Source organism: Pacificibacter marinus (genome assembly GCF_018860665.1).
GTDB lineage: Bacteria > Pseudomonadota > Alphaproteobacteria > Rhodobacterales > Rhodobacteraceae > Celeribacter > Celeribacter marinus_A.
Map to the genome: position 1 here is coordinate 76,940 of NZ_JAHKPK010000060.1, position 25,049 is coordinate 101,988.

Annotated in this window: 21 protein-coding genes; 15 read left to right on the forward strand and 6 right to left on the reverse strand. The window is 54.3% G+C overall.

The window, feature by feature from the left end; all coding sequences use genetic code 11:
• Positions 1 to 438 precede the first annotated feature (438 nt).
• Complete coding sequence (gene purD / locus KO497_RS16340; protein ID WP_215945024.1) at positions 439 to 1,701, reverse strand: phosphoribosylamine--glycine ligase; 1,263 nt, start codon at positions 1,699 to 1,701, stop codon at positions 439 to 441.
• A gap of 101 nt (positions 1,702 to 1,802) precedes the next feature.
• Here purD and xseA point away from each other — a divergent pair, with 101 nt between their 5' ends.
• On the forward strand, positions 1,803 to 3,335 hold the full coding sequence (xseA, locus tag KO497_RS16345) for an exodeoxyribonuclease VII large subunit (RefSeq protein WP_215945025.1): 1,533 nt from the start codon (positions 1,803 to 1,805) through the stop codon (positions 3,333 to 3,335).
• Positions 3,336 to 3,364: 29 nt separating this feature from the next.
• Here xseA and KO497_RS16350 read toward each other — a convergent pair whose 3' ends face one another.
• Both KO497_RS16350 and KO497_RS16355 read right to left on the reverse strand, forming a co-directional pair.
• On the reverse strand, positions 3,365 to 3,766 hold the full coding sequence (locus tag KO497_RS16350) for a hypothetical protein (RefSeq protein WP_215945026.1): 402 nt from the start codon (positions 3,764 to 3,766) through the stop codon (positions 3,365 to 3,367).
• A gap of 55 nt (positions 3,767 to 3,821) precedes the next feature.
• Entirely contained in the window at positions 3,822 to 4,898 is a 1,077-nt protein-coding gene (locus KO497_RS16355; protein WP_252729743.1) for an alkane 1-monooxygenase, read from the reverse strand.
• A 140-nt stretch (positions 4,899 to 5,038) separates the two neighbouring features.
• Between KO497_RS16355 and ftsY the strand changes: the two genes are divergently transcribed.
• From ftsY to KO497_RS16375, 4 genes are read left to right on the forward strand one after another with little or no spacing between them, the layout of a single operon-like run.
• Entirely contained in the window at positions 5,039 to 6,217 is a 1,179-nt protein-coding gene (gene ftsY / locus KO497_RS16360; RefSeq protein ID WP_215945027.1) for a signal recognition particle-docking protein FtsY, read from the forward strand.
• Complete coding sequence (locus KO497_RS16365; protein ID WP_215945028.1) at positions 6,214 to 6,648, forward strand: hypothetical protein; 435 nt, start codon at positions 6,214 to 6,216, stop codon at positions 6,646 to 6,648. The genes ftsY and KO497_RS16365 overlap by 4 nt, the downstream gene beginning before the upstream one ends.
• Before the next feature lie 12 nt (positions 6,649 to 6,660).
• A complete protein-coding gene (locus KO497_RS16370) occupies positions 6,661 to 7,563 on the forward strand; it encodes a DMT family transporter (RefSeq protein ID WP_215945029.1) in 903 nt (300 codons plus the stop codon).
• Positions 7,564 to 7,578: 15 nt separating this feature from the next.
• On the forward strand, positions 7,579 to 8,205 hold the full coding sequence (locus KO497_RS16375) for an inner membrane-spanning protein YciB (RefSeq protein WP_215945030.1): 627 nt from the start codon (positions 7,579 to 7,581) through the stop codon (positions 8,203 to 8,205).
• 97 nt (positions 8,206 to 8,302) lie between these two features.
• On the opposite strand, the gene KO497_RS16380 is transcribed toward KO497_RS16375, so the two are convergent.
• Both KO497_RS16380 and KO497_RS16385 read right to left on the reverse strand, forming a co-directional pair.
• Positions 8,303 to 9,010 (reverse strand): glutathione S-transferase N-terminal domain-containing protein, encoded by a 708-nt coding sequence (locus KO497_RS16380; protein ID WP_215945031.1) that lies wholly within the window; start codon positions 9,008 to 9,010, stop codon positions 8,303 to 8,305.
• Between the two features lie 17 nt (positions 9,011 to 9,027).
• Positions 9,028 to 9,963, reverse strand: coding sequence for an alpha/beta fold hydrolase (locus KO497_RS16385; RefSeq protein WP_215945032.1), 936 nt, complete (start codon positions 9,961 to 9,963; stop codon positions 9,028 to 9,030).
• Between the two features lie 425 nt (positions 9,964 to 10,388).
• Between KO497_RS16385 and KO497_RS16390 the strand changes: the two genes are divergently transcribed.
• The 3 genes from KO497_RS16390 (at position 10,389) to KO497_RS16400 (ending at position 14,497) form a co-directional block, all read left to right on the forward strand.
• Entirely contained in the window at positions 10,389 to 11,573 is a 1,185-nt protein-coding gene (locus KO497_RS16390; protein ID WP_215945033.1) for an aminotransferase class I/II-fold pyridoxal phosphate-dependent enzyme, read from the forward strand.
• Positions 11,574 to 11,694: 121 nt separating this feature from the next.
• On the forward strand, positions 11,695 to 12,801 hold the full coding sequence (folE2, locus tag KO497_RS16395; RefSeq protein ID WP_215945034.1) for a GTP cyclohydrolase FolE2: 1,107 nt from the start codon (positions 11,695 to 11,697) through the stop codon (positions 12,799 to 12,801).
• A 247-nt stretch (positions 12,802 to 13,048) separates the two neighbouring features.
• Positions 13,049 to 14,497, forward strand: coding sequence for a TrkH family potassium uptake protein (locus KO497_RS16400; protein ID WP_215945148.1), 1,449 nt, complete (start codon positions 13,049 to 13,051; stop codon positions 14,495 to 14,497).
• 121 nt (positions 14,498 to 14,618) lie between these two features.
• Here KO497_RS16400 and KO497_RS16405 read toward each other — a convergent pair whose 3' ends face one another.
• The gene (locus KO497_RS16405) at positions 14,619 to 16,358 is read right to left on the reverse strand and encodes a serine protease (RefSeq protein ID WP_215945035.1); all 1,740 of its coding nucleotides are present in this window, start codon (positions 16,356 to 16,358) and stop codon (positions 14,619 to 14,621) included.
• 136 nt (positions 16,359 to 16,494) lie between these two features.
• Between KO497_RS16405 and KO497_RS16410 the strand changes: the two genes are divergently transcribed.
• The 7 genes from KO497_RS16410 (at position 16,495) to KO497_RS16440 (ending at position 25,034) form a co-directional block, all read left to right on the forward strand.
• Positions 16,495 to 16,644: a hypothetical protein gene (locus tag KO497_RS16410; protein ID WP_215945036.1), complete on the forward strand. Its 150-nt coding sequence runs from the start codon at positions 16,495 to 16,497 to the stop codon at positions 16,642 to 16,644.
• 18 nt (positions 16,645 to 16,662) lie between these two features.
• Positions 16,663 to 17,604 (forward strand): glycine--tRNA ligase subunit alpha, encoded by a 942-nt coding sequence (locus KO497_RS16415; RefSeq protein ID WP_215945037.1) that lies wholly within the window; start codon positions 16,663 to 16,665, stop codon positions 17,602 to 17,604.
• Positions 17,601 to 18,137 (forward strand): DUF6446 family protein, encoded by a 537-nt coding sequence (locus tag KO497_RS16420; RefSeq protein ID WP_215945038.1) that lies wholly within the window; start codon positions 17,601 to 17,603, stop codon positions 18,135 to 18,137. The genes KO497_RS16415 and KO497_RS16420 overlap by 4 nt, the downstream gene beginning before the upstream one ends.
• A gap of 18 nt (positions 18,138 to 18,155) precedes the next feature.
• The gene (gene glyS, locus KO497_RS16425) at positions 18,156 to 20,447 is read left to right on the forward strand and encodes a glycine--tRNA ligase subunit beta (RefSeq protein WP_215945039.1); all 2,292 of its coding nucleotides are present in this window, start codon (positions 18,156 to 18,158) and stop codon (positions 20,445 to 20,447) included.
• 87 nt (positions 20,448 to 20,534) lie between these two features.
• The gene (locus KO497_RS16430) at positions 20,535 to 23,099 is read left to right on the forward strand and encodes a putative PEP-binding protein (RefSeq protein ID WP_215945040.1); all 2,565 of its coding nucleotides are present in this window, start codon (positions 20,535 to 20,537) and stop codon (positions 23,097 to 23,099) included.
• 190 nt (positions 23,100 to 23,289) lie between these two features.
• Complete coding sequence (locus KO497_RS16435; RefSeq protein WP_252729745.1) at positions 23,290 to 23,967, forward strand: cell wall hydrolase; 678 nt, start codon at positions 23,290 to 23,292, stop codon at positions 23,965 to 23,967.
• Positions 23,968 to 24,110: 143 nt separating this feature from the next.
• Complete coding sequence (locus KO497_RS16440; RefSeq protein ID WP_215945042.1) at positions 24,111 to 25,034, forward strand: dihydroneopterin aldolase; 924 nt, start codon at positions 24,111 to 24,113, stop codon at positions 25,032 to 25,034.
• Positions 25,035 to 25,049 lie beyond the last annotated feature (15 nt).

Genomic DNA, 25,049 nt, shown 5'->3' on the forward strand with positions numbered 1-25,049 from the left:
TGAGATTAAAAGGTCTGTGAGATCTTTTGAAGTCGCGAAGGCCCGAGCAGACTTGCGAGGGCAGGGTGCCTGATTTACGGTCTCATCGCAGGTGAGATTGAAAGGTCTGTGAGACCTTTTAAAGTCGCGAATGCCCGAGCAGACTTGCGAGGGAGGCAAGACGCTAGGCATTTAAACACATTCAGAATAACCAAAAGGCGCGCCGTTCGAGCGCTCCTTTTGTGTTTCCAAGAACCCACTAGCGGCTTTGCCGCCTGTGTCATTCATGTATTTCGGGTTTTACCCTTTGGTTCTTTGTCCCTTTATCGAGGATTAACCTTAAGAAATCGTAAACACGACCAAGAGATTAAGAAACCCGCGACAATTGCAGGCAATATCTTCACCAAAGAAAACGCCGCTCCACTACGGGCGGCACCTCCAATAACTCGCGGGGGGCGATTAAAGCGCGCGCCAGCCAATGTCTGAGCGATTGAACCCGTCGGGCCAATCGATGCCACCGATCATCGCGTAAGCCGCGTCCCGTGCTTCTTGCAGCGATGCGCCGCGTGCTGTCACGTTCAATACGCGTCCGCCTGTGGCCACGATAGCACCGTCTTTGGACGCAGTGCCCGCATGAAACACCATGCGGTTGCTGTCGGCAGGCAAGGCGCTCAGACCTTTGATCTCAGTGCCTTTTTTGTAGGCTGCGGGATAGCCATCAGCGGCCATCACAACGGTCAGCGCGTGATCATCGGCCCAGTTGGCTTGGGCTGAATTAAGCGTGCCTTCTGCTGTGGCGATCAACAGATCAAGCGCCTGTGCGCCCAAACGCATCATCAACACCTGACATTCAGGATCGCCAAAACGACAGTTGTATTCCACAAGGCGCGGTTGGCCGTCTTTGATCATAAAGCCCGCATACAGCACGCCTTGATAGGGCATGCCGCGTTTGGCCATTTCGGCCACAGTGGGTTTAACGATCTCGTCCATCGCTTTTTGGATCACGCTGTCGGTCATCACTGGGGCGGGGGAATACGCCCCCATACCGCCCGTGTTTGGCCCTGTGTCACCATCGCCGACGCGCTTGTGATCCTGCGCAGTACCCACAGGCAAAACGTTGGTCCCGTCACATAGGATAAACCAAGACGCTTCCTCACCGTCCATGAATTCCTCAACAACGACTTCCGCGCCAGCCGCGCCAAATTCACCGCCGAACATGTCATCAACTGCGTCCAATGCCTCTTGCAGTTCCATCGCCACAATCACGCCTTTGCCAGCGGCCAGACCATCGGCTTTCACCACAATCGGCGCGCCTTGAGCACGGATATAGGTTTTGGCGGCCTCGGCATCAGTAAAATGTGCGTAGCCTGCAGTTGGCGCGCCTGACGCATCACATATTTCTTTGGTGAAACTTTTAGAGGCCTCTAGCCGTGCTGCCGCTTGTGAGGGGCCAAATGTCAAAATATTGGCGGCACGCAAAACGTCAGCCACACCCGCGGCCAAAGGCGCTTCTGGTCCGATGATCACAAACTCGATGGCGTTTTCTTCGACAAAGCTAAGCACCGCATCGCCATCGTTAATGTCAAAATGCGCGCATTCGGCTATTGCTGCTATGCCTGCGTTGCCAGGGGCCACGATCAGCTTGTCACATTTGGGGTTTTGCAGCACCGCCCATGCGAGCGCATGTTCACGTCCACCAGATCCGAGAATGAGAATGTTCATCGCGCCAATTCCTATGCTTCACCTTTTGTTGTTGGCGTTCTAAAGTCTGACCCAAGCTGACACAAGTCTAACTCGTTGACCAAATAAGGCGTGCGCCCCCTATGTCTGATCTTTTCGAAGACGAAGCCCCAAAAGGCACCTCAAATGCTCCTGAATTCACGGTGTCTGAGCTTTCGGGCGCTGTGAAAAAGATCATTGAGGGCGAATTTGGATTCGTGCGGGTCCGAGCCGAAGTGGGCCGTGTGTCGATGCCGCGCTCTGGGCATATGTATTTTGACCTTAAAGACGACAAAGCTGTGATCAACGCTGTGTCTTGGAAAGGCCAAGTCGCCAAAATGGAGGTGCGCCCCGAAGAGGGGATGGAGGTCATCGCCACAGGTCGCATGACGACATTTTCCGGCGGATCGCGTTATCAGTTGATCGTCGACAGTGTTGAGCCCGCAGGGGCTGGCGCTTTGATGGCGATGCTGGAAAAGCGCAAAAAAGCATTGGCCGCAGAAGGGCTGTTTGATGCGGGGCGCAAGCAACCTATCCCTTATTTGCCCGAAGTGGTGGGGGTTGTGACCTCTCCGTCTGGAGCGGTGATCCGCGATATTTTACACCGCTTGCGCGACCGATTTCCGCGCCATGTATTGATCTGGCCTGTGGCCGTGCAAGGGCAAAATAGCGCGCGCGAAGTGGCCAATGCGATTGAACAATTTAATGCTATGCCTGTGGGTGGTGCGATTCCGCGCCCCGATTTACTGATCGTGGCGCGGGGCGGTGGCTCTGTCGAAGATCTTTGGGGCTTTAATGAGGAAATCGTCGTGCGTGCTGCTGCGGCCTCGCAGATCCCGCTGATTTCTGCGGTGGGACATGAGACGGACACCACTTTGATCGATTTCGCCTCAGACATGCGCGCGCCAACGCCGACAGCGGCAGCCGAAATGGCCGTGCCGGTGCGCCGCGAATTGTGGGTTTTGATCCAAGAGCAAAAGGGCCGCATGGCGCGAGGGCTTAATCAAAGTTTGCAACGTCGCAAGCAGCGCCTGTCGGATTTGGCCCGCGTGATGCCCGCCAAAGAACGCCTGTTGGATGTGCCGCGTCAACGGGTTGATCAAGCCGATGCACGGTTGGGACGGGCCTTGGTCTTGAGCGTCAGCAAACAGCGCAATCGTTTGACCTCGACCTCGGCGGGGCTACGATTGGGAGTTTTGAAAACCAAAGTGGACCGTGGTCGTGAGCGGTTGAATGCCTCGGCACGCAGCCTTGATCCCGCGCGTTTGGCCGAACTTACCCAACGCAAACGTGACCGTTTTGATCAAGTCTCTGCACGTCTTGTTCTCGCCGCGCGCGCACAAGAACAGCAACGCCGTCAAAGACTTGAGCGCCTTGAGGCCATGCGCCAAGCTATGGGATATGAGGAAACGCTCAAACGTGGATATGCTGTGATCCGAGATGTGTCTGGTGGCTTGGTGACCTCTGTGACCGATGCGGCTAAAATGCACGAGGTTCAGTTTTCCGATGGACGTGCGCAGCTGACTGGCGCGGTCTCGACCTCTGCCGTGACTGCATCTATAGAGCCGACAGACAAGCCTAAGCCGAGGCCCAAAAAGCAAAAGCCCCCAGCCCCAGATCAGGGATCTTTGTTTTAAAAACAGTGTCTTAAAATAGTGATCTGGGCTTAAACACCCAAACCCGGCGCCATGCAGGCCAATGGACCGTCTGTGGCCCAAGCCTCATAAAGTTCGGTTCCGCTGTCGCCGTTGAACACGGCTGTGAGTTTGTCGTCTTCAAGATAGAAACTCCAACACTGCGGCGCTGCACCATCTTGGTAGACAAAACAGATGTTGTCTTCTTTTTCATACCAGACACCTTCCATGCAGGTGTCTTGGTCGAAAGCCCAGCGAACGCGGTTGTTCGGCAGATATTGTTCGGCCCCATAAGGTTCGCCGTTTTCTGCATATGTCAGAGTTTTGCCAGTGGCATAGGCATCAAATTCAGCGCCCGACAAGGGTTCGGCGGCTGTGGCGGCTGTGGCTGCGAACAGGGTTACAGCGAGCGGAAGAAGGATATGTTTAATCATGTGCTAACTTTGCCATTAGAAACATCGTCAGGCCAGTCACTTTGTTGGCAATTGGTTAACTTATTCGTGTCGTATCAATCTCGCGTTGCGCCATGATCCGGTCCACACGGCGGTCCATCACGCGGCGCCAAGCACTTGGGATCAAGGCGAGCGTGGCCATAGCAGGCAAAGGGCGTGGCCACATGGGCATATCAGGGGTAACCTCAAGCGCCACATAGGGGGTCATAGGATGTGCATGATGATCGGAATGACGCGGTGCATTCAGCATCAAAAAAGAACTGAACCAATGCGGGCTGTTCCACGAATGCGCTGGCCCAACAGGTTCGAACCCGCCACTTGGCAAGGCGTTGCGACGCAGCCCGTAATGTTGCACATAATCAGACAACATCAACTGGCTTGAGGCATAAAGAGACAGAGCCATGTATATGATAAGTCCTGAAAATCCGCCGATCAATACGGCCAAGATTACGCAGAACAACGCACCGCCAAGGTATAACACATAGGGGTGAATGCCTCCTTTGTTTGCTTGCGACCGCATAGTGCTTTCGGCCAAAAAACCTGCCTTAAATGAGCCGATCCAAGCGCGGGGTAAAAACCGGTAAAAACTCATGCCTTTGGGGGCAGAATTTGGGTCCATATCTGTCGCCACAAACCGGTGATGTACTTTCGGATGTGCCGAAGCGTGATGTCCGAACAGGATCGAAATATAAACCCAAGTCCCAAGACGACGGTAAAGCGGCCCTGTGCGATGTACCAGCTCGTGAGCGTTGGAATTGGACACCTGCCCAAAAAACAAACCCGTTGCGAGAAATACAGAAAATTTTTCCCAATTGCCTAGGGCGTCATGTGACAAAGCATAAATCACCAAGGGCAAGAGTAAAAAATGCGCGACAGCCAAGGTCGCAGATAAAGTATTTGCGGCTGGAAATTCGGTTTCAGGGTTTGACGGCGAGCGTATAAAACGCACCAGCATATCAAGTCCATATGACAATATTGTCATATAAATCAGTGACGTAATGGTCCAAATGCCCCCAAATGTTGCGCCGAGCGCCAACAAGAGAACGGGAAGGCATGTCGCGGCGGCAAAGAACCTTACCATATGCCCGCTGGTCTTAGGGTCTGAGTGTTGCATCGTATATCCTTGATGTTATCGGTCTTTTACACGCCAAAAGTTATGAAATCACTTGGTATTTCGACGCATCACCGTTGGCTTGCTCTTCCATCCAAAGGGATTCGGCATTAAGTCTGCAAAATCTGGAAAGGTGGGTGTCCATGTCTCTGTTTGGAAAGCTCAAAAATCGTCTTTTGAAAACATCGTCCAAGTTGGACGAGGGATTAGAGGCGATTGTCAAAGACGCAACGCAAGAAACCGCACCTGTCTCACCGCAGGATGAGGCAGTTTTGCCTGTCGTTGATACCTCTGATGAGGCAACGCCAGACCTTGCAGAGCCGCAAAGTGACGCGGCTGAACCGGTTGCGGATCAGACACCTGAGCCAGCGCCGCTAGAAACCGTGACCCCGATCACAATCGCGCCCGTTGTCGATGATGCTGCACAGCCTAGCAAACCTGGCCTTTTGGGGCGGATGTTAGGGCGCAAAGTGAACCCTACGGCCGCGCGTCGCGTGCTTGACGATGAGATGCTCGAAGAGCTTGAAGAGCTGCTGATCACCACAGATATGGGTGTGGACACTTCGATGCGTGTCACGGCAGCCATGGCCGAAGGGCGGTTCGGTAAAAAACTGTCTGCTCAAGAAATCAAAGACCTGATGGCGCGCGAAATTGCGCGGATCATGGAGCCTGTCGCCAAACCTTTGCCGATCTACCAAAAGACCCCACAAGTGGTTTTGGTTGTTGGTGTCAACGGGTCGGGTAAAACCACGACCATCGGCAAGCTGGCCTCGCAGTTTCGTGCGGCTGGAAAATCGGTTGTGATCGCGGCGGGTGATACGTTTCGCGCCGCAGCCGTTGAACAGTTGCAAGTCTGGGGGGAACGCGCTGGCGTGCCTGTTTTGACCGCGCCCGAAGGGTCTGACCCTGCCTCGCTTGCCTTTGATGCTATGACAGAAGCGCAGAACATCGGCGCAGATCTGTTGATGATTGACACCGCCGGTCGGTTGCAAAACCGCGCGGATTTGATGGAAGAATTATCAAAAATCGTCCGCGTTATTCAGAAAAAAGACCCAAGCGCGCCACATAACACCCTGTTGGTGCTTGATGCCACCACCGGCCAAAATGCGCTCAACCAAGTTGAGGTGTTTCAAAAGCTTGCGGATGTTACTGGTTTGGTGATGACCAAGCTGGACGGCACAGCCAAAGGCGGTGTTTTGGTCAGCTTGGCCGATAAATTTGGTCTGCCGATCCATGCGATTGGTATGGGCGAACAGATCGATGATCTTGTTCCCTTTGATCCCGAAGATTTTGCCGCAGCCTTGATGGGCTTGGAGGAATGATGCTCGAGATTCGCAAAGCCATTGGCCCCGACAATTGGGTGTCCGAAGGCGACGTCGTGGAACGCCGCGAAGCCATGCAAGATCTGTTTTACGACCATGCGCTGTGCCCATCACAAACCGAAGAAGACTGGCCTGATGATCGCCAGCTTTTTTCCGAAATGGTTGTTTTGGATGGCACCCGTGTTGTCGGCACGGCGATGTTGGTGTTGGACCCCGAACGCGAAGACATTCAACTGCGGGTGTTCGGTGTCGGACTTTTGCCCGATTATCGCACGAATTTCATCATCACAGCGCTCGAAGAACAGTTGATCACAGACAGTTATCTGGATGATAGCATACCCTTTATCGAGGGGGCGGACGGACGGTTGATCGCCAATCCTGCCGCTGATTTTGAAGGCTTGCCGCAGCGTCCCAGACGCCTTGCCGCGTAACGCGCGTCACTGATGGGCCATTGGATCACGTCATTAGAGGGCACCGAGTTTGGGCACCAACTGGCGCTGATCTTAGCGATTTCTGCCGCCATTTTGCATGCATTTTTTGGCGCCTTGCAGAAAGGCCGTCACGATCCGTGGTTGTCACGTGGGGCGATGGATTTTTGTTATGGCCTGATTGCAGCGCCTTTCGCGCTTTTTGTCGTGCCATGGCCAGAGCCGCATATGTGGCTGATTTTTGCGGGCATGTTTGTCATTCACACCGGCTATAAAATCGCCCAAGGCTACACCTATTCAAAGGGAGCCTATACGGTCGTCTATCCGGTGGTGCGTGGCACAGGGCCTTTGTTCACCGTGATTGGTGCTGGCTTTGTATTTGGTGAACACTTTTCAACCCAGCAGTGGATCGGGGTAGGGGTGTTGATCACAGGCATCTTCGGGTTGGCCGTGTATAATCTACGCACGATCTCCGTTGGGCGTGACACGATGGTGCCCGCTTTGATGCTGGCCATTTTGACGGGCGGGTTTGTGGCGCTCTACACAACATATGACGCCTACGGCATTCGCGCGACGGCGGATCCGTTTACGTTTCTGGCGTGGTTTTTCTTTCTTGACGGATTTGTGATGCCCGTCGTTGCGGCTGTCCGCTATCGTCGCATGACAGATCGACCTGATCTTTTGCCCTTGATGAAACGTGGGCTTTTGGGCGGTATCATCGCTTATTTTTCCTTTGGTTTCATTATGTTGGCGACACGTTTAGACAATGTCGGCGAAGCGGCAGTCTTGCGGGAAACCTCCACCGTCTTTGCGGCCTTGATCGGCTGGTTGGTGTTGAAAGAAAAAGTTGGACCACGGCGTTTGGCGCTCATGGCTTTGATCGCTCTGGGCGCTGTGATAGTGGAAATGGGCGGATAACGTGAAGGACGCAGCATGACGGAAAAAAATGTGAAACCTTGGGTCAAGACAGCCCTTGAAATGGGGCCTGTGCTGGCCTTTTTCGTTGGATTTATTGTTCTCAAAGACCGTGAATTCGTGGTGGCGGGCGAGACCTATACAGGTTTTATCGCCATGACCGCGCTGTTTGTGCCGCTTTTGATGCTGTCTACATTTGTGTTGTGGCGTTTGACGGGGAAACTGTCAGCGATGCAAATCATGACGCTGGTGCTTGTGACTGTCTTTGGCGGCTTGACGATTTTCCTCAATGACGAACGTTTTTTCAAAATGAAACCAACGATGATCTACGCGCTCTTCGCGGGCATCCTTGGGTTTGGTTTGCTGCGTGGGCAAAGCTATTTACGTGTGGTGATGGGGGAAATGATGCCCATGGATCACGCGGGCTGGATGAAGCTGACCTTGCGGATCGCATTGTTATTTCTGGCGCTGGCTGTGGCGAATGAATTGGTCTGGCGCAATCTGTCGACGGAAACTTGGGTCAAGTTCAAAACCTTTGGTCTGCCCATCGTGATGTTCGGATTTTTCATGACCCAATCAGGCCTTTTGGCGCGCCACACGATTGCGCCGGACGACATTGTTCCCGATGACAAAGACGCGTCTTAAACACCGCATTTGACGATCCATCAAAAGACAAACGCACAGAAATTCGTTTCTGTGCGTTTTTTGTTGAGGTCTGTTCTGAGTAGGGACTTTGTAGGAACTAGGGCCTTTTGCCGAACATGTTTTTCAGGGCTTCTTTATCCTCGGCCGCATTTTTGCGTTTTTCAGCGCCCAAAGCGCGACCTCGAATAACACCGGGACGCGCGCCCACCGTGTCGAGCCAACGGGCCATATGCGGTTTGTCATCCAACGTTTGCTGCTGGCCTTCCCACAAGCTGGCCCAACCCCAAATCGACATATCCGCGATGGAGTAGAAATCCCCAGCGACATATTCTGATTTGGCCAATTGGCGGTCTAACACACCGTAAAGCCGTGCCGTTTCATTACGGTAGCGATCTTTGGCATAAGGCAGATCGTTGGGGGGATCCATCGCAGGGGCGTATTTCAAAAAATGATGTGCCTGTCCCGCCATCGGGCCTAGGCCGCCCATTTGCCACATCAACCATTGATCAACGGCGATGCGGTCGCGTTGTGTCGGGCCGCAGAACTGGCCCGTTTTACGCGCGAGATATTGCAAGATCGCGCCACTTTCAAAGATCGAAATGGGGTCGCCATCAGGCCCATCAGGGTCGACGATCGCGGGCATCCGATTGTTGGGGGCAATTTTCAAAAACTCCGGCGCAAACTGATCTCCCGCGCCGATATTGATGTAATGGGTGTTGTAGGGCAGGCCCAGCTCTTCAAGCATGATGGACACTTTCCAGCCATTCGGCGTAGGCCAAAAATAAAGATCGATGGGATTGGACATACTGACTCCTTTTGGAGTTAGAATGTCGCCTTTTTTAGGAATGGCAAGGAGATTTGCGTGTTTGGCCAGGCCATAAGTCGTGACCAACGTGGTGTGCATTCTTGGGGCAGTTGTGATCGCAATAATCCTGCGGGCAGCAAATCCGGCGTGCGGATCAAAGCGGTGTAAAATGCAAAAACGCCGGGACGCACATAGGCCGACCAATGACAAATGCGGCGATTGGGGGCGGCAATTTTAAATCCAAACCCGTGCAGTTTTTTCAGGGTTATCCTGTCATCAATCTGCACATCAACCCAATTGTGCGCAGCGCCATCAAGCCCCATGCCCAAAGCTGTATCAAACTTTTCTGTGCCACCGACAAGCCGTTCCAGCAAGGCATCATAGAGGTCATTTTCACGCGAGGTGATGTTGATGACATCCGCCGTTTTTCCCGCAGGGCTGGCCAAAGCCTGCATGGCATTGCTGCGAAAATCGGCGGCAGCGAGCAGAATGGCACGCCGGATCATCCCTGCCTTTGCACAAGCCAAAGCGCGCAACGCCACGCGTGCGCCAAGCGAATGCCCAACCAAATGGACGGGGCGATCCATCATGTCGATCAATTTGGCCGTTGCATTCCCAGCCAGACGCGCGGTTGAATATGCCTGCCAAATACTGCCCGTCGCGGCCCACCCCAAAGCGATACAAAGCCCCTCGTTTTCCAGTCCGCGCCCAAATCCCAAATGCCGTGGCCAGCTCATCGCTTTCCAACAAGATTTCGACGGATTGAGCGACAGGATATGTTGGTGCGGTGAGAGTGTTTTATGCAGCGGCGAAAATTTGTACCCGTGGATGCAGATCACAATGGGGGCGCCTTTTGGTAGGGCCTTTAGCGCCGCTTGCAACGCGCTATGCGCACATCCGCCCCCATCCAATTCGGGGATTCCGTCGACCAAATTGAGGCTCAGCAAAGGCATAAGCGCGCTCCTTGAGTGGCCATCCAAGCGGCAAGCTCTGGAAAAGGTGTCCAGAGGCAAAACCGCTGGGGCGTGTCGTCTGTCTATTTGAGAGTGGATCGAGGATGCATCAAATCCGTGAAGGTTTCATTACATCGGCGTTACGCGTTGAAAATTTTACGCATTTACACAGGATGCATAGCCGCCAAACCCCAAAGTTTCCGTGTCATATATTGACAGGACCGCTGGCCCTCGGTACCAAAACCACAAGCACGTGGCGATTTGTTCACCGGATTGCGGGCCACGTTGGTGCAGTTGTCAAAACGCACCTTTAAACACACCGCTAAAGAGGTCAGGACGAGACGCTTATGCGACCCCCGCTCTTGATCACGCTGGTACCTCAGTGGGTCACTACGGGGGTTTTTTTGAATGCGAAGGAGCCTAAAATGGCGAAATCAGATTGGAAAATGCGCACGAAACTGGTGCACGATGGCACCCGTCGGTCGCAGTATGGCGAAGTGTCCGAGGCGATGTTTTTGACCCAAGGTTTTGTCTATGACACGGCTGAAGCTGCTGAACAGCGTTTCATCGAAGTTGGATCAGACGAATTCATTTATGCGCGCTACGGCAACCCAACCACGCGGATGTTCGAAGATCGCATGGCGTCTATTTTGGGCTTTGAGGATGCCTTTGCTTGCGCCTCTGGCATGGCGGCTGTGAACGGTGCGTTGATGGCTTTGCTCAAAGCTGGCGATCACGTTGTGTCCTCGCGGGCTTTATTCGGGTCTTGCTTGTATATTCTCGAAGACGTTTTGGCGCGTTTCGGCGTTGGGATCACATTGGTCGATGGCACAGACACCGCCGCGTGGGACGCAGCCATTCGCGATGATACAAAAGTGGTGTTCTTGGAAAGCATTTCCAACCCGACTTTGGAAGTGATCGACCTGAAACATGTCTGTGATCTGGCCCATGCCAAAGGCGCTTTGGTTGTGGTCGATGATGCTATGGCGACGCCGATTTTTTCCTATGCGCAAAGCTGTGGTGCCGATGTCGCTGTTGTGTCCACCACGAAACATGTTGACGGGCAGGGGCGTGTTTTGGGCGGTATCATTGCCGCCTCACGTGATCTGATCCGTGGCCCGATTGAGGCCTACCTCAAACACTCTGGCGGCGCGATGAGTCCGTTTCATGCTTGGGTGCAGCTTAAATCTTTGGAAACGCTCGACCTGCGTGTGCGCCAACAATCAAGTACCGCAATGGCGATTGCCGAAGCCCTTGATGGTCATCCAAAATTGAATGCCGTACGCTTTCCCACGCATCCTGCGCATCCGCAATATGAGCTGGCAAAATCGCAAGGCGAAAGTGCGGGAACTGTGCTGGCAATTGACGTCAAGGGCGGCAAAGACGCCTGTTTCAAGTTTTTGAACGCGCTGGAGATTTTCACAATTTCCAATAACTTTGCCGATGCCAAATCCATTACAACGCATCCCGCAACCACCACCCATGCGCGTTTGCCGGACGAGCAAAAAGCCACTTTGGGCATCTCGCCCGGATTGGTGCGCGTGTCTGCGGGGCTAGAAGATGCAGATGATTTGATTGCGGATCTGTTGGCCGCTTTGGATCAAGTCTAGTTTGATTTGGCGCGCGGTGTGGGCTGCGCGTCAAAAATGATCTAAATGCATCGTGCGCGCGTACCCTTTGTATATTGGCGCAAAAGGCTTATATCAAATGGGTCTCTGAGGGGAAAAGCTCATGAATATTCGTGAAAGCCATATGGACAAAGACGCCAAACGCGCGGCCGCTGAGGCGGCACTTGAAGCATTGCGCGATTGGGCGCGGGCCTCGACGCCGACAGAAGTGGCCGAGCTTGATCCCGCGATCGCGCGTCTGTTACCTGAGGCGCAAGATTTGGCCAATTACCCTGCGTTGCGCCGTGCTTATCCAGAAGATTTTTCTGTTGATGAAGCCTATCGTGACACCTTGCCGGATTTGCAAAACGGCCCCGAGAGCCTGATTAAAGGCGCCAAACAACATATCCAACATGTGGGTATTTCTAATTTTCGTCTGCCGATCCGGTTTCTCACCCGCGGGGGCGGCGATCTGACGTTAGAGACATCGGTGACAGGCACGGTATCGCTTGAGGCCGAGAAAAAAGGCATCAACATGTCGCGGATCATGCGGTCTTATTACAAGCACGCGGAACGGACGTTTTCGTTTGATGTCATTGAGGCCGCGCTGGATGATTATATCTCTGATCTTGATAGTTTTGATGCGCGTATTCAAATGCGGTTTTCTTTCCCGATGAAAGTGCCGTCTTTGCGCTCTGGCCTTGAGGGATATCAATATTACGATATCGCACTGGAGCTGGTGGAGCGCGCAGGTGTGCGGAGTAAAATCATGCATTTGGACTATGTGTATAGCTCTACATGCCCGTGCTCGCTTGAACTTTCCGAACATGCGCGCGCCACGCGTCAACAATTGGCGACCCCGCATTCGCAACGTTCTGTGGCGCGTATTTCTGTCGAGGTTTTGCCGAATCAGACTTGTTTGTGGTTTGAGGATTTGATCGATCTTTGCCGCTCTGCTGTCGCAACAGAAACTCAAGTCATGGTCAAACGCGAAGATGAACAAGCCTTTGCTGAATTGAACGCCGCCAATCCGATTTTTGTCGAAGATGCAGCACGTCTGTTTTGCGAAGCCTTGCAAGGTGAGGGCCGTATCGGCGATTTCCGTGTCGTGGCCTCGCATCAAGAAAGCTTGCATTCGCATGATGCGGTATCCGTGCTGACCGAAGGCGAGACCTTTGCCGCCGCCAGCCTTGACCCCAAATTGTTCAGCACGCTGTTTCACGTCGGCTAAGTGACCTGCGGCTGAGGTCTGCAACCTATCCAACGTCTTTTGAATTTACGATGTGTCCGCACCTTCATGTGGCCCAATGCCTAAATGGTGCTGACTGTGGATGTGATCATCCAAGTGGCCCCAGGTGGCCTGTGTGCGGCGTAGCGCTGCAACAGTTTAAAGTCATAAGACGGCTGTGTGAGATCGCATGGCCATCTTTTACACTCGTGACTTGACTTGGCTGCAATCAAAAGCCAAGCCTTTGCGAATGAACGATCTTAGACCTGTCGGATATGTTATTGGCCTGCTTGTGGCTGCCTTGGGCTTGACCATGTTCATTCCTATGGGCGTTGACCTGTGGGCTGGCAGTGGCGACTGGGCCGTGTTTTTCGCATCTGGGGTGATCACCTTTGTTGGCGGGGGCTCTATTGCGCTGGCCTGTTCCAACGGCGTATCGGACCGCCTGTCTATTCAACAGATTTTCCTATTAACAACAGCGATATGGATCGCGTTGCCAATGTTTGGTGGCTTGCCGTTTATGCTGGGCGAGACCGAAGCGTCGCTGACGGATGCATTTTTTGAAGCCATGTCTGGCGTGACCACAACGGGGGCTACGGTCTTTTCAGGTTTGGATGAATTGCCACCGGGGATATTATTGTGGCGGTCGATGCTGCAGTGGTTTGGCGGCGTTGGTATCATTGTTGTCGCTATGGTGTTCTTGCCTGAACTGCGTGTGGGCGGGATGCAGATTTTTAGGACCGAAGCCTTTGATACGGATGGAAAAGTCCTGCCTCGCGCCGCGCAAATCGCCAATCGCATTTCAAGTATCTACGTCGTTCTGACGCTGCTGTGTTACCTGTGTTACATCATCGTGGGTATGCCCGCGTTTGACGCGTTGAACCATGCGCTGACCACCATGTCGACTGGCGGATTTTCGACCCATGATGCTTCATTCGGGGCGTTCCAAGGCCCTGCGGAATATGTGGCAGCGGTGTTTATGATTCTCGCGTCCTTGCCATTTGTGCGCTACGTGCAGCTGTTGCAGGGCACTGCCAAGCCGTTGTGGCGTGACAGTCAAATTCACGCGTATCTAGGCGTGATCTTTACCTTTGTCGGGGTGTTTACCGCTTATCGTTTGATCGCCAATGGAGATCATTTGGAGCACTCCGTGCGCGAAGGTCTGTTCAATGTGGTCTCGATCATTTCGGGTACGGGGTATGCTTCGGTAGATTATCAACTTTGGGGCGCATTTCCGTCTGTGGGGTTCTTTTTCATCGGGTTGATTGGGGGCTGCGCGGGATCGACAGCTTGTTCTGTAAAGATCTTTCGCTATCAGCTTTTGATCGCATCTGTGCGGGCGCAGATTCGCAAAATTCACTCGCCGCATGGTATTTTCTCCCCACGGTATCAGGGGCGACCTATATCCGAGGATGTGCTCTCGTCTGTCATGGCATTCTTTACCCTGTTTATTGTGTCGCTTGGGATAACGGCTGTGGCCCTCGCGGCGACAGGGCTTGATTTTGTCACGGCCGTATCTGGCGCGGCAACGGCCTTGGCCTGCATCGGTCCTGGGCTGGGTGATATTATTGGTCCTGCAGGCAATTATGCGTCGCTCAATGATCCTGCGAAATGGATCTTGGCGATTGCGATGTTGGTGGGGCGTCTTGAAGTTATGTCGGTGTTTGCGCTGTTCACCATTCGGTTTTGGCGTAGTTGAGGCACGAGGTGACCGAGGTGCGCCTGTGGCGCTGCGGTGAATTTCGAAAGGTCTAAGAAAAAGCCCCGCGAGACGATTGTCTGCGGGGCTTATTTTTTTCAGGTCGTTTGGCGCGATGTGATCAGTTCCAGCAACTCACCAATGCGGTGATGTCACGGCCTGTCGACACCAGCTGCGCATCTGACATGTCGTTGGTGTTTTCAGAGGCGGTCATTGTCACGCCATTGCCCGACAAAAACACCGCAAGTTTTTCCATATCATAAGCAAAAGCAACATCATCTGGCAGAGCGCGACCTGTGTCTGGTGTCGGGGCGAGCATCCCGACCACACCTCCGGTTGTTGCCAACACTGGTCCACCGATTTCGCCTGGCAATGCTGTCAAAGACAAGCGCAACACATCGGTTTCGCCCGCCAGTCCCACATGTTCTTGCATGGTGCCATAGTTCAAAGAGGCCGCCCCCAAACGTCCGCCGTAAGCATATCCTGAAACAGAAATTTCGGACTGCAAGCGCGGCAAGCGCATGTCGAACCCAGCATGGGTGGGCGGGGCAAGCGTATCATCAGGCGCCAGCAGGGCCATACCATTTTCATTTGCCACAATCTTGGCAGAGTAGATGTCATCCAAGGTGATATTGGTGCATTGATCGACAACGGAAGACGATGTCAGAACATGCCCTTTGCCATCAACGTAAAACCCAGAGCCAACCATGTCAGGGCGACGAATATCTAAGCCCGCCAACAGATTGATGTCTTGTACGGAACCATCGCCATAGGCATCGGGCAACACCGCGTCTGTGGCAGACCAATTGCGCATCGCATCCAGTGCCATATCGCGGCGCTGGTCGTCTCCATTGGGCCAAATCAGCGTAAAGCCTTTGACGTGGCCCGATTGCAGGCGGGCTTCTGTGGTCGAACTTAGGGTGTTGTCCGTACCAGTCAGGGTAAAGCTTGTGGCCTTGCGTGACCGTGGGCCGTCTAAGGGTACGATATCCAGCGTCTGCATGATCTCATACAGGCCAGCAAGTGTGGCCTCGTCACCGGATTGCGAAATCAACAGCACTTCGACACCGCTGTCGTCTTTTGATTTGTACTTGGCAAACGGCGGCGCGTAGGCATCGAATTCGACCAAACCCAACGGCAAATCGATCATAAGGCCCGCAACCTCATCGTTTACAGGTGTAAGCCCGAGGCTTTGCACAAAGGCGCGATAGGTGCCGACAACCTCTGCACGCTGCGCTGTGGTCAAAACGCCAGTGGATTGATAGCCTTTGGACTCTTGCCATGCGGACATCGATCCGCGCGTGCCGCGTCCGAATGATCCGTCGATGGTGGATTTGTAAAAGCCTGCGAATTTCAATGCGACTTGCAATTCTTCGCGGCCTGCGCGATCCAATGTGCTTTCGGAGCGACGGGCTTCGGCCAATGTTTCTTCGCGCGCGGGGGCGATGGTCACAGCTTCGAGGGAGGTTGGGGCTTGCGCTGGTGCCGCGGCGACTGGGGCCTCGACAGGGGCGGCAGGCGTTAAAACTGCCGCGCCGCCAACCGGCCAAAAGGGTTGACGAAAGTCTGAGCCATCCACAATGAAACTGTCGCTTGGGATGAGGCCTTGGGCACGCAAAGAACGACGGGCCGCTTCCGCATCCCCATCGTCAGCATAAGGTCCAAGTGCAATGGCATGCCAGCGTCCTGCAAGTTTAAACCCTGCGACATTTGGCAATGAACTAGAATAGGTTTGAGCGGATCGTGTGGCCGTGGTCAAAGAGGGCTGTGCCTCGATTTGGACCCAAGCGTCGGCAAGGGCCGTGCCAGAATAAAGCGAGGCAACAAGCCCCAATTGGAGAGCAACAAAATAACGTGTCATATAAAACCCTGCGTCCTGTGTGAGCATTCCGCTCTTTTTCTTCGGGTAGGACAAGAAAGCAGACCGCACATAAGGTCAATATGTTCAGTCGCGTTTTTGATGGTTTTCCGTGTGATGCGCACAAATGACAGGGCGGATGGCCTATCTTCGCGAAACTATCGTCGCAAAGCGCGGCAAAGAAGCGGTGCAGACGTGGCTTTCGATTGACGCCCCCGCGTGGCTTGCCTATTTAAAACCCGCATTCCAGATCATCGGCGCGCGTCCCTTTGGCGCTGGCCTGACATAAGATTGGCAAGGGAACCCCATGTCGCAGACAGTTGATAAACCGCGCTCCTTTCAGGAGATCATCCTTAGACTTCAGGCTTACTGGGCCACAAAAGGCTGCGCTGTTTTGCAGCCCTATGACATGGAAGTCGGGGCGGGGACATTCCACCCTGCGACGACCCTACGCTCGCTTGGCACAAACCCTTGGGCTGCCGCTTATGTGCAGCCTTCGCGGCGTCCGACAGATGGTCGTTACGGCGAAAACCCGAACCGGTTGCAGCACTATTACCAATACCAAGTGGTGATCAAACCCAGCCCCAAAGACCTGCAAGAGCTCTACCTTGGTTCGCTCAAAGCCATCGGTATCGATGCCGAATTGCACGACATCCGTTTTGTCGAGGACGATTGGGAATCGCCAACACTTGGCGCTTGGGGGCTTGGCTGGGAAGTTTGGTGCGACGGTATGGAAGTGTCGCAATTCACCTATTTCCAACAGGTTGGCGGCCATGATTGTACGCCAGTTTCTGGCGAATTGACTTACGGGCTTGAGCGTTTGGCGATGTATATCCTCAGCGTGGATCACGTGATGGATATGCCATTCAATGATCCGTCTTCGCCCACACCGCTGACGTATGGCGATGTGTTCAAACAGACCGAAGAAGAATACGCCCGCCACAACTTTGACGCGGCCAATACCGACAAGCTTCTCAAGAATTTTGAAGAGGCCGAGGCCGAATGTCACGCTTTGTTGTCCGTGCCTGCCGATGATCCCAAAACCGGCAAGCGGATCATCATGGCGCACCCCGCTTATGACCAATGCATCAAGGCTTCGCATATCTTTAACCTTTTGGATGCGCGTGGCGTGATTTCGGTCACCGAACGCCAAGCCTATATCGGCCGCGTGCGCACGCTGGCCAAAGCCTGTGCTGATGCCTTTGTTCAAACCAAAGCTGGGGGCTATCTGCCCGAGGCCGCCGAATGAAGGGCTCCATCGTGTCAGGGGGGATATTAGGAACAGCCGCGATATTTGGCGGGTTTTTATACTACAGCCAAGTCTACGCTTACTACGACCCAATCGAAGTCAGCTCGCCCGCCGCTATGGTTTCTGCGACCACATTCGATGGTGCGCCCGAGGACATTTTGGCCGAAGATTTCGAAGGCATCGATGCCGACACCTCGCCGATCAAATACCGCTCTTGCTTCAAAACGCCCTTATCGCAGGCGATGATGACGGAAACATTTGTGCCCCATGAGGCACCCACACCTTTGACCGCGCCCAGCTGGTTTGGCTGTTTCGACGCCAAAACGCTTGAGGCCGATCTGGAAAGTGGTGCAGCTATGGCCTTTATGGGCACCGAAAACATCGTTTACGGCATCGACCGCGTTTTGGCCGTCTATGCCGATGGTCGCGCGTTTGCGTGGCATCAAATCAATACGTGTGGCGCGACCGTCTTTGACGGTGAACCCGCACCCGAAGGCTGTCCGCCAGCCCCAGCCGCAAACGCTGGTCAGTAAGCCTAAAGGATCAACATTATGCCCGATCTTATGATTGAACTGTTCTCTGAGGAAATCCCCGCGCGGATGCAAAAACGCGCCGCTGAGGATTTGAAAAAACTGGTCACCAACGGACTTGTCGAAGCGGGGCTGACCTATGCCTCTGCTGGCGCTTTCGCCACGCCGCGCCGCTTGGCTTTGTCGGTTGAGGGTCTATTGGCTGAAAGCCCCACCACGGTCGAAGAGCGCAAAGGCCCACGGATTGACGCGCCCGAAAAAGCGCTTGCTGGTTTCTTGCGCGGCGCTGGTGTCGCCAAAGAAGACCTTGGCACGGTGGAAGAGAAAAAAGGCACATTCTATGTCGCCAAAATCACCAAGCAAGGCCGCGCCGCAGCCCCTATCATTGCCGAAGTGTTGGAAAAGGCGATCCGCAACTTCCCTTGGCCAAAATCCATGCGCTGGGGCTCAGGTTCGCTGAAATGGGTGCGTCCTTTGCACTCTATCATCTGTATCCTGTCCGCCGAGGATGGCTCAGACGTTGTGGAATTTGATATCGATGGCATCGCCTCTGGCCGCTCGACCCGTGGGCACCGCTTTATGGCGCCGGATGCTTTTGATGTGGTGTCTTTTGATGATTACTCCAGCAAACTCAAATCCGCTTTTGTGATGCTGGACGCCACCGAGCGCGCCGATCACATCTGGCATGACGCCACCAACCAAGCCTTTGCGCAGGGTTTGGATGTCGTTGAAGATGCTGGCCTTTTGGCCGAGGTCGCGGGGCTGGTCGAATGGCCTGTTGTGCTGATGGGCAACATCGGCGCGGATTTCTTGGACCTGCCACCAGAGGTGTTGCAGACCTCGATGAAAGAGCACCAAAAGTTCTTTTCCGTGCGCAATCCGAAAACAGGTCGTATTGAGAAATTCGTCACCGTTGCGAACCGTGAAACCGCTGATCAGGGTGCTACCATTCTGGCGGGCAACGAAAAGGTTCTGTCCGCCCGCTTGGCCGATGCGAAGTTTTTCTGGGACAATGACATCCGCACTGTGGAACGCGAGGGGCTGGAGGCCATGTCTGGTCCGCTTTCAAACGTGACTTTCCACAATAAACTTGGTTCTCAGGCGGAACGCATCGCGCGCATTGCAGCGCTCGCGCGTGAAATCGCGCCTATTGTGGGGGCGGATGCTGATGAGGCTGAATTGGCTGCGAAAGTCGCCAAGGCGGATTTGTCGTCTGAAATGGTCTATGAATTTCCCGAATTGCAAGGGATCATGGGGCGTTACTACGCTGAAAAAGCGGGTCTTTCTGATGCAGTCGCTGACGCCTGCCGCGATCACTATTCGCCGCTCGGCCCATCAGATGACGTGCCAACAGACCCTGTATCCGTTGCTGTGGCCTTGGCCGATAAACTCGACACGCTGACAGGCTTCTGGGCGATTGATGAGAAGCCAACTGGGTCGAAAGACCCGTTCGCGCTGCGTCGCGCTGCTTTGGGTGTCTTGCGGTTGATTTTGACCAATGAGGCAAAGTGTTCTCTCGCCGATCTATTTAGAACTTTCTTCAATGCGCTTGCTGCCCAAAAGGGTAAAAAATTGTCTGCATTTTCCAAAATGATCAACCCTAACGATGAGAGTCAGTTTGTGTTCACTGACTTCTACAGCACGGATGATTACACTTTCATTGGCTCGCAAGCTGTAGAATTTGCTTTTGAGTCTGGCGATCTTTACTTCTCGAATTCATCCCGCCAACCAGGCGTTGGAGCATTGGAAGCCGAAGTGTATCAGGTTGTAGGTATCAATGAGTTGATTGCTGACCTCCTCTCCTTCTTCCACGACCGCCTGAAAGTCTTCCTCAAAGACGAAGGCATTCGTCACGATGTGATTGACGCCTGTCTTGCAATGGACGGGGCGGATGACATCACTTTGCTGGTCAAACGTGCCCGCGCTTTGTCGCAGACGCTGGCCACAGAAGACGGTGCAAACCTGATCCAAGGGTTCAAACGCGCCAATAACATTTTGACGCAGGCAGAAGATAAAGATGGCGTGGAATATTCCTACGGGCCCGACATCAAATTCGCCGAAGAAGACGCGGAAAAAGCACTGTTCGCAGCCCTAGACACAGCCGAAGCCGCGATCAAACCTGCAATGGCGTCCGAGGACTTTGAGGGCGCAATGTCGGCCATGGCGGCGATGCGCGGGGCTGTAGATGCCTTTTTTGACGCGGTTCAGGTCAATTCTGACAATTCAGTGGTGCGCCGTAACCGTTTGAATCTGTTGGGACGCATTCGCGACATTTGTTTGTCGGTGGCCGATTTGACCAAACTCGACGGTTAAACGTGTAAAATCAGCGCGGGGCGTCACGTTTTGATTGCGCCCCGCCGCTTTAGGCGCTTAATCTGTATCCTCAAAGGGAGCGCCGCAGTGCAGCAAAATAATGACAGTCTTGAGTATACCCGTATTCGCCGGGTGGCACCGATCGCCGTAAACACCCACGGCGGGCGGGCGAAATGTTTGCAACGCTTGGTGCGCCTAGATTTGCCAGTGCCTGAAACGGTGGCCTTGTCTTTCGATGCTGTGCGCAAACTGGCCGATGGGCATCCCCTTGATATTTCTGCGTTGCTCAAAACTTTTGGCGATGCGCCACTGCTGACTGTACGCCCGTCAAGCGAAGACCCCGATTGGGGCGGTCCCGGCGCGATGTTGAATGTGGGCATGAATGATCAACGTCACGCCGAATTGACCCAGACCCTCGGACCAGACACGGCAGACGCGTTATATTTGCGATTTGTGCAAGCCTACGCCATTCATATTGAACGTTTGGACCCTGAAGAGTTCGAAAATGACAGTGCGACGCCTGTAAGGCTGGCGTTGAAATCCGCGCTGGACGCATATGAAAATGAAACCGATGAACCGTTTCCGCAAGATGTCGAAACACAGCTGATCAAAGTGCTGCGCTCTATGGCGCGCGCATGGTCGGGCACCACCGCGCGTTTGTTGCGCCAAGCCAAGGGCGCACCTGCGGATGCAGGTTTGGGGCTGATCGTGCAGGCCATGTCATTTGGTGTGGGAGCCGATGAAAGTGGCGCTGGCGTTATTCAGTTGATTGACGAAGAAACCGGCGCGCCTTTGATCCGTGGTCGCTACAAGCGCCAAGCGATTGGCCGCAGCGCGCTGACGGATAAAACCGACGTGATGTATCTGACGCACGACGCGCGCGGCCCATCGCTTGAGGTGGATTGCCCAGCGTTGTTCGAGCAGCTCACCACGATGACGCAACTGTGCCGTGTCAAATTGCGCGAAGAAATGCTGGTTGAGTTTATTATTGAAAACAACAAGTTGGTTATTTTGGACGCGGTACGCGTGCAGCGGTCCTCCCGCGCTGCGCTGCGCTCGGCTGTGCAATTGGCCGAAGATGGCATCATTCCCAAATCTGACGCTTTGCTGCGTATTCCACCGCGCTCACTGACGGAACTTTTGCACCCACAAGTTGATCCCACTGCGCCAAGGGTGGCTTTTGCCAAAGGGATCGCGGCCAGCCCAGGCGGCGCTGTGGGGCGTTTGGTGTTTTCATCAGCGGCTGCGCAAGTCTCGGAGGCGCGTGGCGAGGCGTGTATCTTGGTGCGGCGCGAAACGGCGCCCGAAGACATTCGCGGCATGCATTCGTCTGTTGGCGTGTTGACCGAACGGGGCGGCGTCACGTCCCATGCGGCGGTGATCGCGCGGGGCATGGGCGTGCCTTGCGTTGTTGGCGCGTCGATGACGATCAATTCGCGCAAAAAAACGATTACGGGCGCAAACGGGCAGACCTTGAACGAGGGCGATATGATCACGCTCGACGGTTCGGCTGGCGAGGCTTTGATCGGCGAGACCAAAATGTTGCCGCCCTCGAAAGACTATTGGTATTTGCAATTGATGGAATGGGCCGACGCCATTCGTGACATCGATGTGCGCGCCAATGCCGACACGCCCGCAGACGCAGCTATGGCACGCGATTTCAAGGCGCAGGGCATCGGGCTGTGCCGCACAGAGCACATGTTTTTCGAAGGTGACCGTTTGACGGTGATGCGCGAGATGATTTTCGCCGCCACCCATGAGGATCGCCAAGAAGCGATCTCGCGGCTGTTGCCGATGCAGCGCTCTGATTTTATCGAGCTGTTTCGCATCATGCAGGGGCAGCCTGTGTGTATACGTTTGCTTGATCCGCCATTGCATGAATTTTTACCATCGGACAGGGCAGGGGCCAAGGAATTGGCCGAGGCATTGGATTTGCCCCTCTCTGACGTGACGCGCCGGATCGAGTGGCTGTCCGAGTTCAACCCGATGCTGGGGATGCGCGGCGTGCGGTTGGGGATCACGTTCCCCGAGATCTATGAGATGCAAGCGCGCGCGATTTTCGAGGCAACGATCGAGGCCTCTAAACTGGGTGCCCCTGTCGTACCTGAGGTGATGATCCCTCTGGTGTCGGCGATGCGCGAAGTTGAGTTGGTCAAGACTTTGGTTGACGGTGTCGCGGCCGCTGTGCGCAACGAAAAGGGCGCAGAGTTCACCTATCGCCTTGGGGTGATGGTTGAAACGCCGCGCGCGGCATTGCGCGCCCATGAGATTGCCCAGCACGCGGCTTTTCTGTCATTTGGGACAAACGATCTGACACAGATGGCTTACGGTTTGTCGCGCGATGACGCGGGACGATTTATGAACGCTTATGTTCAGCAAGGCGTGTTCCCCGAAGACCCGTTTCACACGCTTGATGTCGATGGAGTCGGCGAGCTGTTGACGATTGGGGCGGCGCGTGGGCGTAAGGCCTCACCCAAGATCGTCTTATCGGTTTGTGGCGAACATGGGGGCAACCCCGAATCTATCGCCTTTTGTCGGGCTGCGGGATTCGATTATGTGTCCTGTTCCCCCTTCCGCGTCCCTGTGGCTCGCTTGGCCGCGGCACAATTGGTCGCAGCAGAGGCAAAGGCGACGAATTTATCACGCAAGTAGTTGATTTTATACCGAAATGATGCGCTTTCGCGCAAAATTTTTGCAGTGAAAATCGCGACATTTAGGCCGTTCTGCGCTTGCGCAGGGGCGCTTGGGTGGACCTTTGTTTATATTTAGCCTATGTCAGCGTCCGAAATACCGCGCTCTTGCTGCTTTTGTGAGCGCCTATGGAAAGATGATGACTTTGAAAATGACGCTCAGAACCCTTGCCCTAAATGCTCTTATTGGGGCGGCTGCTTTGCCCTTTGGGGCACAGGCAGACGTCACTTTGAGCACTTCCAACGATCCAAACGCCTTTCTTGGCGCTCAGGTGTCTCAGCTTTTGAGCCATGAACGCGATTCCGTTATGGCCATCGAAACCGACACCGTCGCGCAGGTCTTGGCGAATTTTAAACCCACGGCCAAACCAATGGCACCGGTGCAGGTTGAATACACAGGCGCGTTTTTGGCAGAGCAACCGGCGGCAAGCGGCGGTGAGAATTGGGAATGTTTGACGCAGGCTTTGTATTTTGAAGCGCGTGGCGAAAGTGTCAAAGGACAGTTCGCCGTGGCAGAAGTGATCCTAAACCGCGCCTCTTCTTCGCAGTTTCCGGATTCCGTTTGCGAGGTGGTCAATCAAGGGACAGGCAAAAAGTATCAATGTCAGTTCACATACACCTGTGATGGGCGTGCAGAAGTGATCAACGAGAAAAAATCTTGGACCCGTCTTGGTAAAATTGCGCGTTTGATGCTTGATGGTGCGCCGCGTCGTCTAACGGATGGGGCCACGCATTATCATACGAAAGCGGTCAACCCACGCTGGGCGCGCGCTTTCCCGCGGACGGCGTCGATTGGCGTGCATTATTTCTACAGAATGCCGCGCGCTTAATTTTTGATCTATGACTGCGTTTTTTCCCCGCCTATCTTGGCGGGGTTTTGCATTTTTGGGATATAATGGGCTTGGAGCAAGCGACCAAACCCGATAGCAAGGCGCCAAAGATAGCGCGCCCTTTGCGCCCAACCAGAGCAGTCTTGATGTCCGATATACACCTCGCTTTTGACCACCCTGAATCGCGCGCAGCAGCCATGGCTGGCGACGCGCCGATGGACCGTATTTCGTTGCGCGACTTTGTGGTCGAGGTTGAAATAGGCGCCTTTCAGGCCGAGCGCGGTGTTTTGCAACGGGTGAGCTTTAATATCGTTGTGGAATTGGCCCCTGTGACAGGGCCTATTGATGATGATGTGGACCGTATTTTGTCCTACGATGCGCTGACTGAAGCAATCCAATTCGAATTGGCCGCAGAGCGGTTAAACCTGTTGGAAACATTGGCCGAACGGATTGCAACGCGTATTTTGGCCGAACCGCGTGCCTTTAGGGTGTTTGTGCGCATCGAAAAGCTGGACCGTGGTCCCGGCGCTTTGGGCGTCGAAATTGTGCGTTCGGATGACCAAGCGGATAATCTTGCGACCCCTATCGATGCGCCTGTACCGCATCCCGTGATCGTATATTTGGGTGCGCAGGCGCTTGCTTCATCGCAATTACCAATGTGGATCGACGCGCTGGCCGTATTCGATCAGCCGGTGATCATTGCGGTTGGTCTGCCCGATGGGGCTTGGCCGCATGCCGCAACAAAACTGACCCAAAGGCGGATCGATCTGTTGGCGATCGAGCAGAATGCATGGACCTTGGCCGCGCGTGACCCGCGTTGTGTGGTACGGGCCTCGCGCACCGAACTGGACTGGGCGATGAAGCACGATCAACTGTCGGTTTGGGCCCCTTCCAAAATGGTGCTGGATGCCGTTGACGGACCAAAGGGGACTGCGATTGAAATGGCCGCTTGGTTGGGGTCGGAATTGAGCGCGACAGAGCTGTTGATCATGGGCGAAGAGTTGCCACAGGGCTGTAACATACCGATACGCGCCCTTGACGTTGATGGTCCTGTTGCCCTCATCTGAGGGACACGAGGAGCC

Excerpts from the sequence above, each read along its gene's own strand:
- purD (WP_215945024.1), bottom strand. The coding sequence starts at position 1,701 with ATGAACATTCTCATTCTCGGATCTGGTGGACGTGAACATGCGCTCGCA.
- xseA (WP_215945025.1), top strand. The coding sequence starts at position 1,803 with ATGTCTGATCTTTTCGAAGACGAAGCCCCAAAAGGCACCTCAAATGCT.
- KO497_RS16350 (WP_215945026.1), bottom strand. The coding sequence starts at position 3,766 with ATGATTAAACATATCCTTCTTCCGCTCGCTGTAACCCTGTTCGCAGCC.
- KO497_RS16355 (WP_252729743.1), bottom strand. The coding sequence starts at position 4,898 with ATGCAACACTCAGACCCTAAGACCAGCGGGCATATGGTAAGGTTCTTT.
- ftsY (WP_215945027.1), top strand. The coding sequence starts at position 5,039 with ATGTCTCTGTTTGGAAAGCTCAAAAATCGTCTTTTGAAAACATCGTCC.
- KO497_RS16365 (WP_215945028.1), top strand. The coding sequence starts at position 6,214 with ATGATGCTCGAGATTCGCAAAGCCATTGGCCCCGACAATTGGGTGTCC.
- KO497_RS16370 (WP_215945029.1), top strand. The coding sequence starts at position 6,661 with ATGGGCCATTGGATCACGTCATTAGAGGGCACCGAGTTTGGGCACCAA.
- KO497_RS16375 (WP_215945030.1), top strand. The coding sequence starts at position 7,579 with ATGACGGAAAAAAATGTGAAACCTTGGGTCAAGACAGCCCTTGAAATG.
- KO497_RS16380 (WP_215945031.1), bottom strand. The coding sequence starts at position 9,010 with ATGTCCAATCCCATCGATCTTTATTTTTGGCCTACGCCGAATGGCTGG.
- KO497_RS16385 (WP_215945032.1), bottom strand. The coding sequence starts at position 9,963 with ATGCCTTTGCTGAGCCTCAATTTGGTCGACGGAATCCCCGAATTGGAT.
- KO497_RS16390 (WP_215945033.1), top strand. The coding sequence starts at position 10,389 with ATGGCGAAATCAGATTGGAAAATGCGCACGAAACTGGTGCACGATGGC.
- folE2 (WP_215945034.1), top strand. The coding sequence starts at position 11,695 with ATGAATATTCGTGAAAGCCATATGGACAAAGACGCCAAACGCGCGGCC.
- KO497_RS16400 (WP_215945148.1), top strand. The coding sequence starts at position 13,049 with ATGAACGATCTTAGACCTGTCGGATATGTTATTGGCCTGCTTGTGGCT.
- KO497_RS16405 (WP_215945035.1), bottom strand. The coding sequence starts at position 16,358 with ATGACACGTTATTTTGTTGCTCTCCAATTGGGGCTTGTTGCCTCGCTT.
- KO497_RS16410 (WP_215945036.1), top strand. The coding sequence starts at position 16,495 with ATGGCCTATCTTCGCGAAACTATCGTCGCAAAGCGCGGCAAAGAAGCG.
- KO497_RS16415 (WP_215945037.1), top strand. The coding sequence starts at position 16,663 with ATGTCGCAGACAGTTGATAAACCGCGCTCCTTTCAGGAGATCATCCTT.
- KO497_RS16420 (WP_215945038.1), top strand. The coding sequence starts at position 17,601 with ATGAAGGGCTCCATCGTGTCAGGGGGGATATTAGGAACAGCCGCGATA.
- glyS (WP_215945039.1), top strand. The coding sequence starts at position 18,156 with ATGCCCGATCTTATGATTGAACTGTTCTCTGAGGAAATCCCCGCGCGG.
- KO497_RS16435 (WP_252729745.1), top strand. The coding sequence starts at position 23,290 with ATGACGCTCAGAACCCTTGCCCTAAATGCTCTTATTGGGGCGGCTGCT.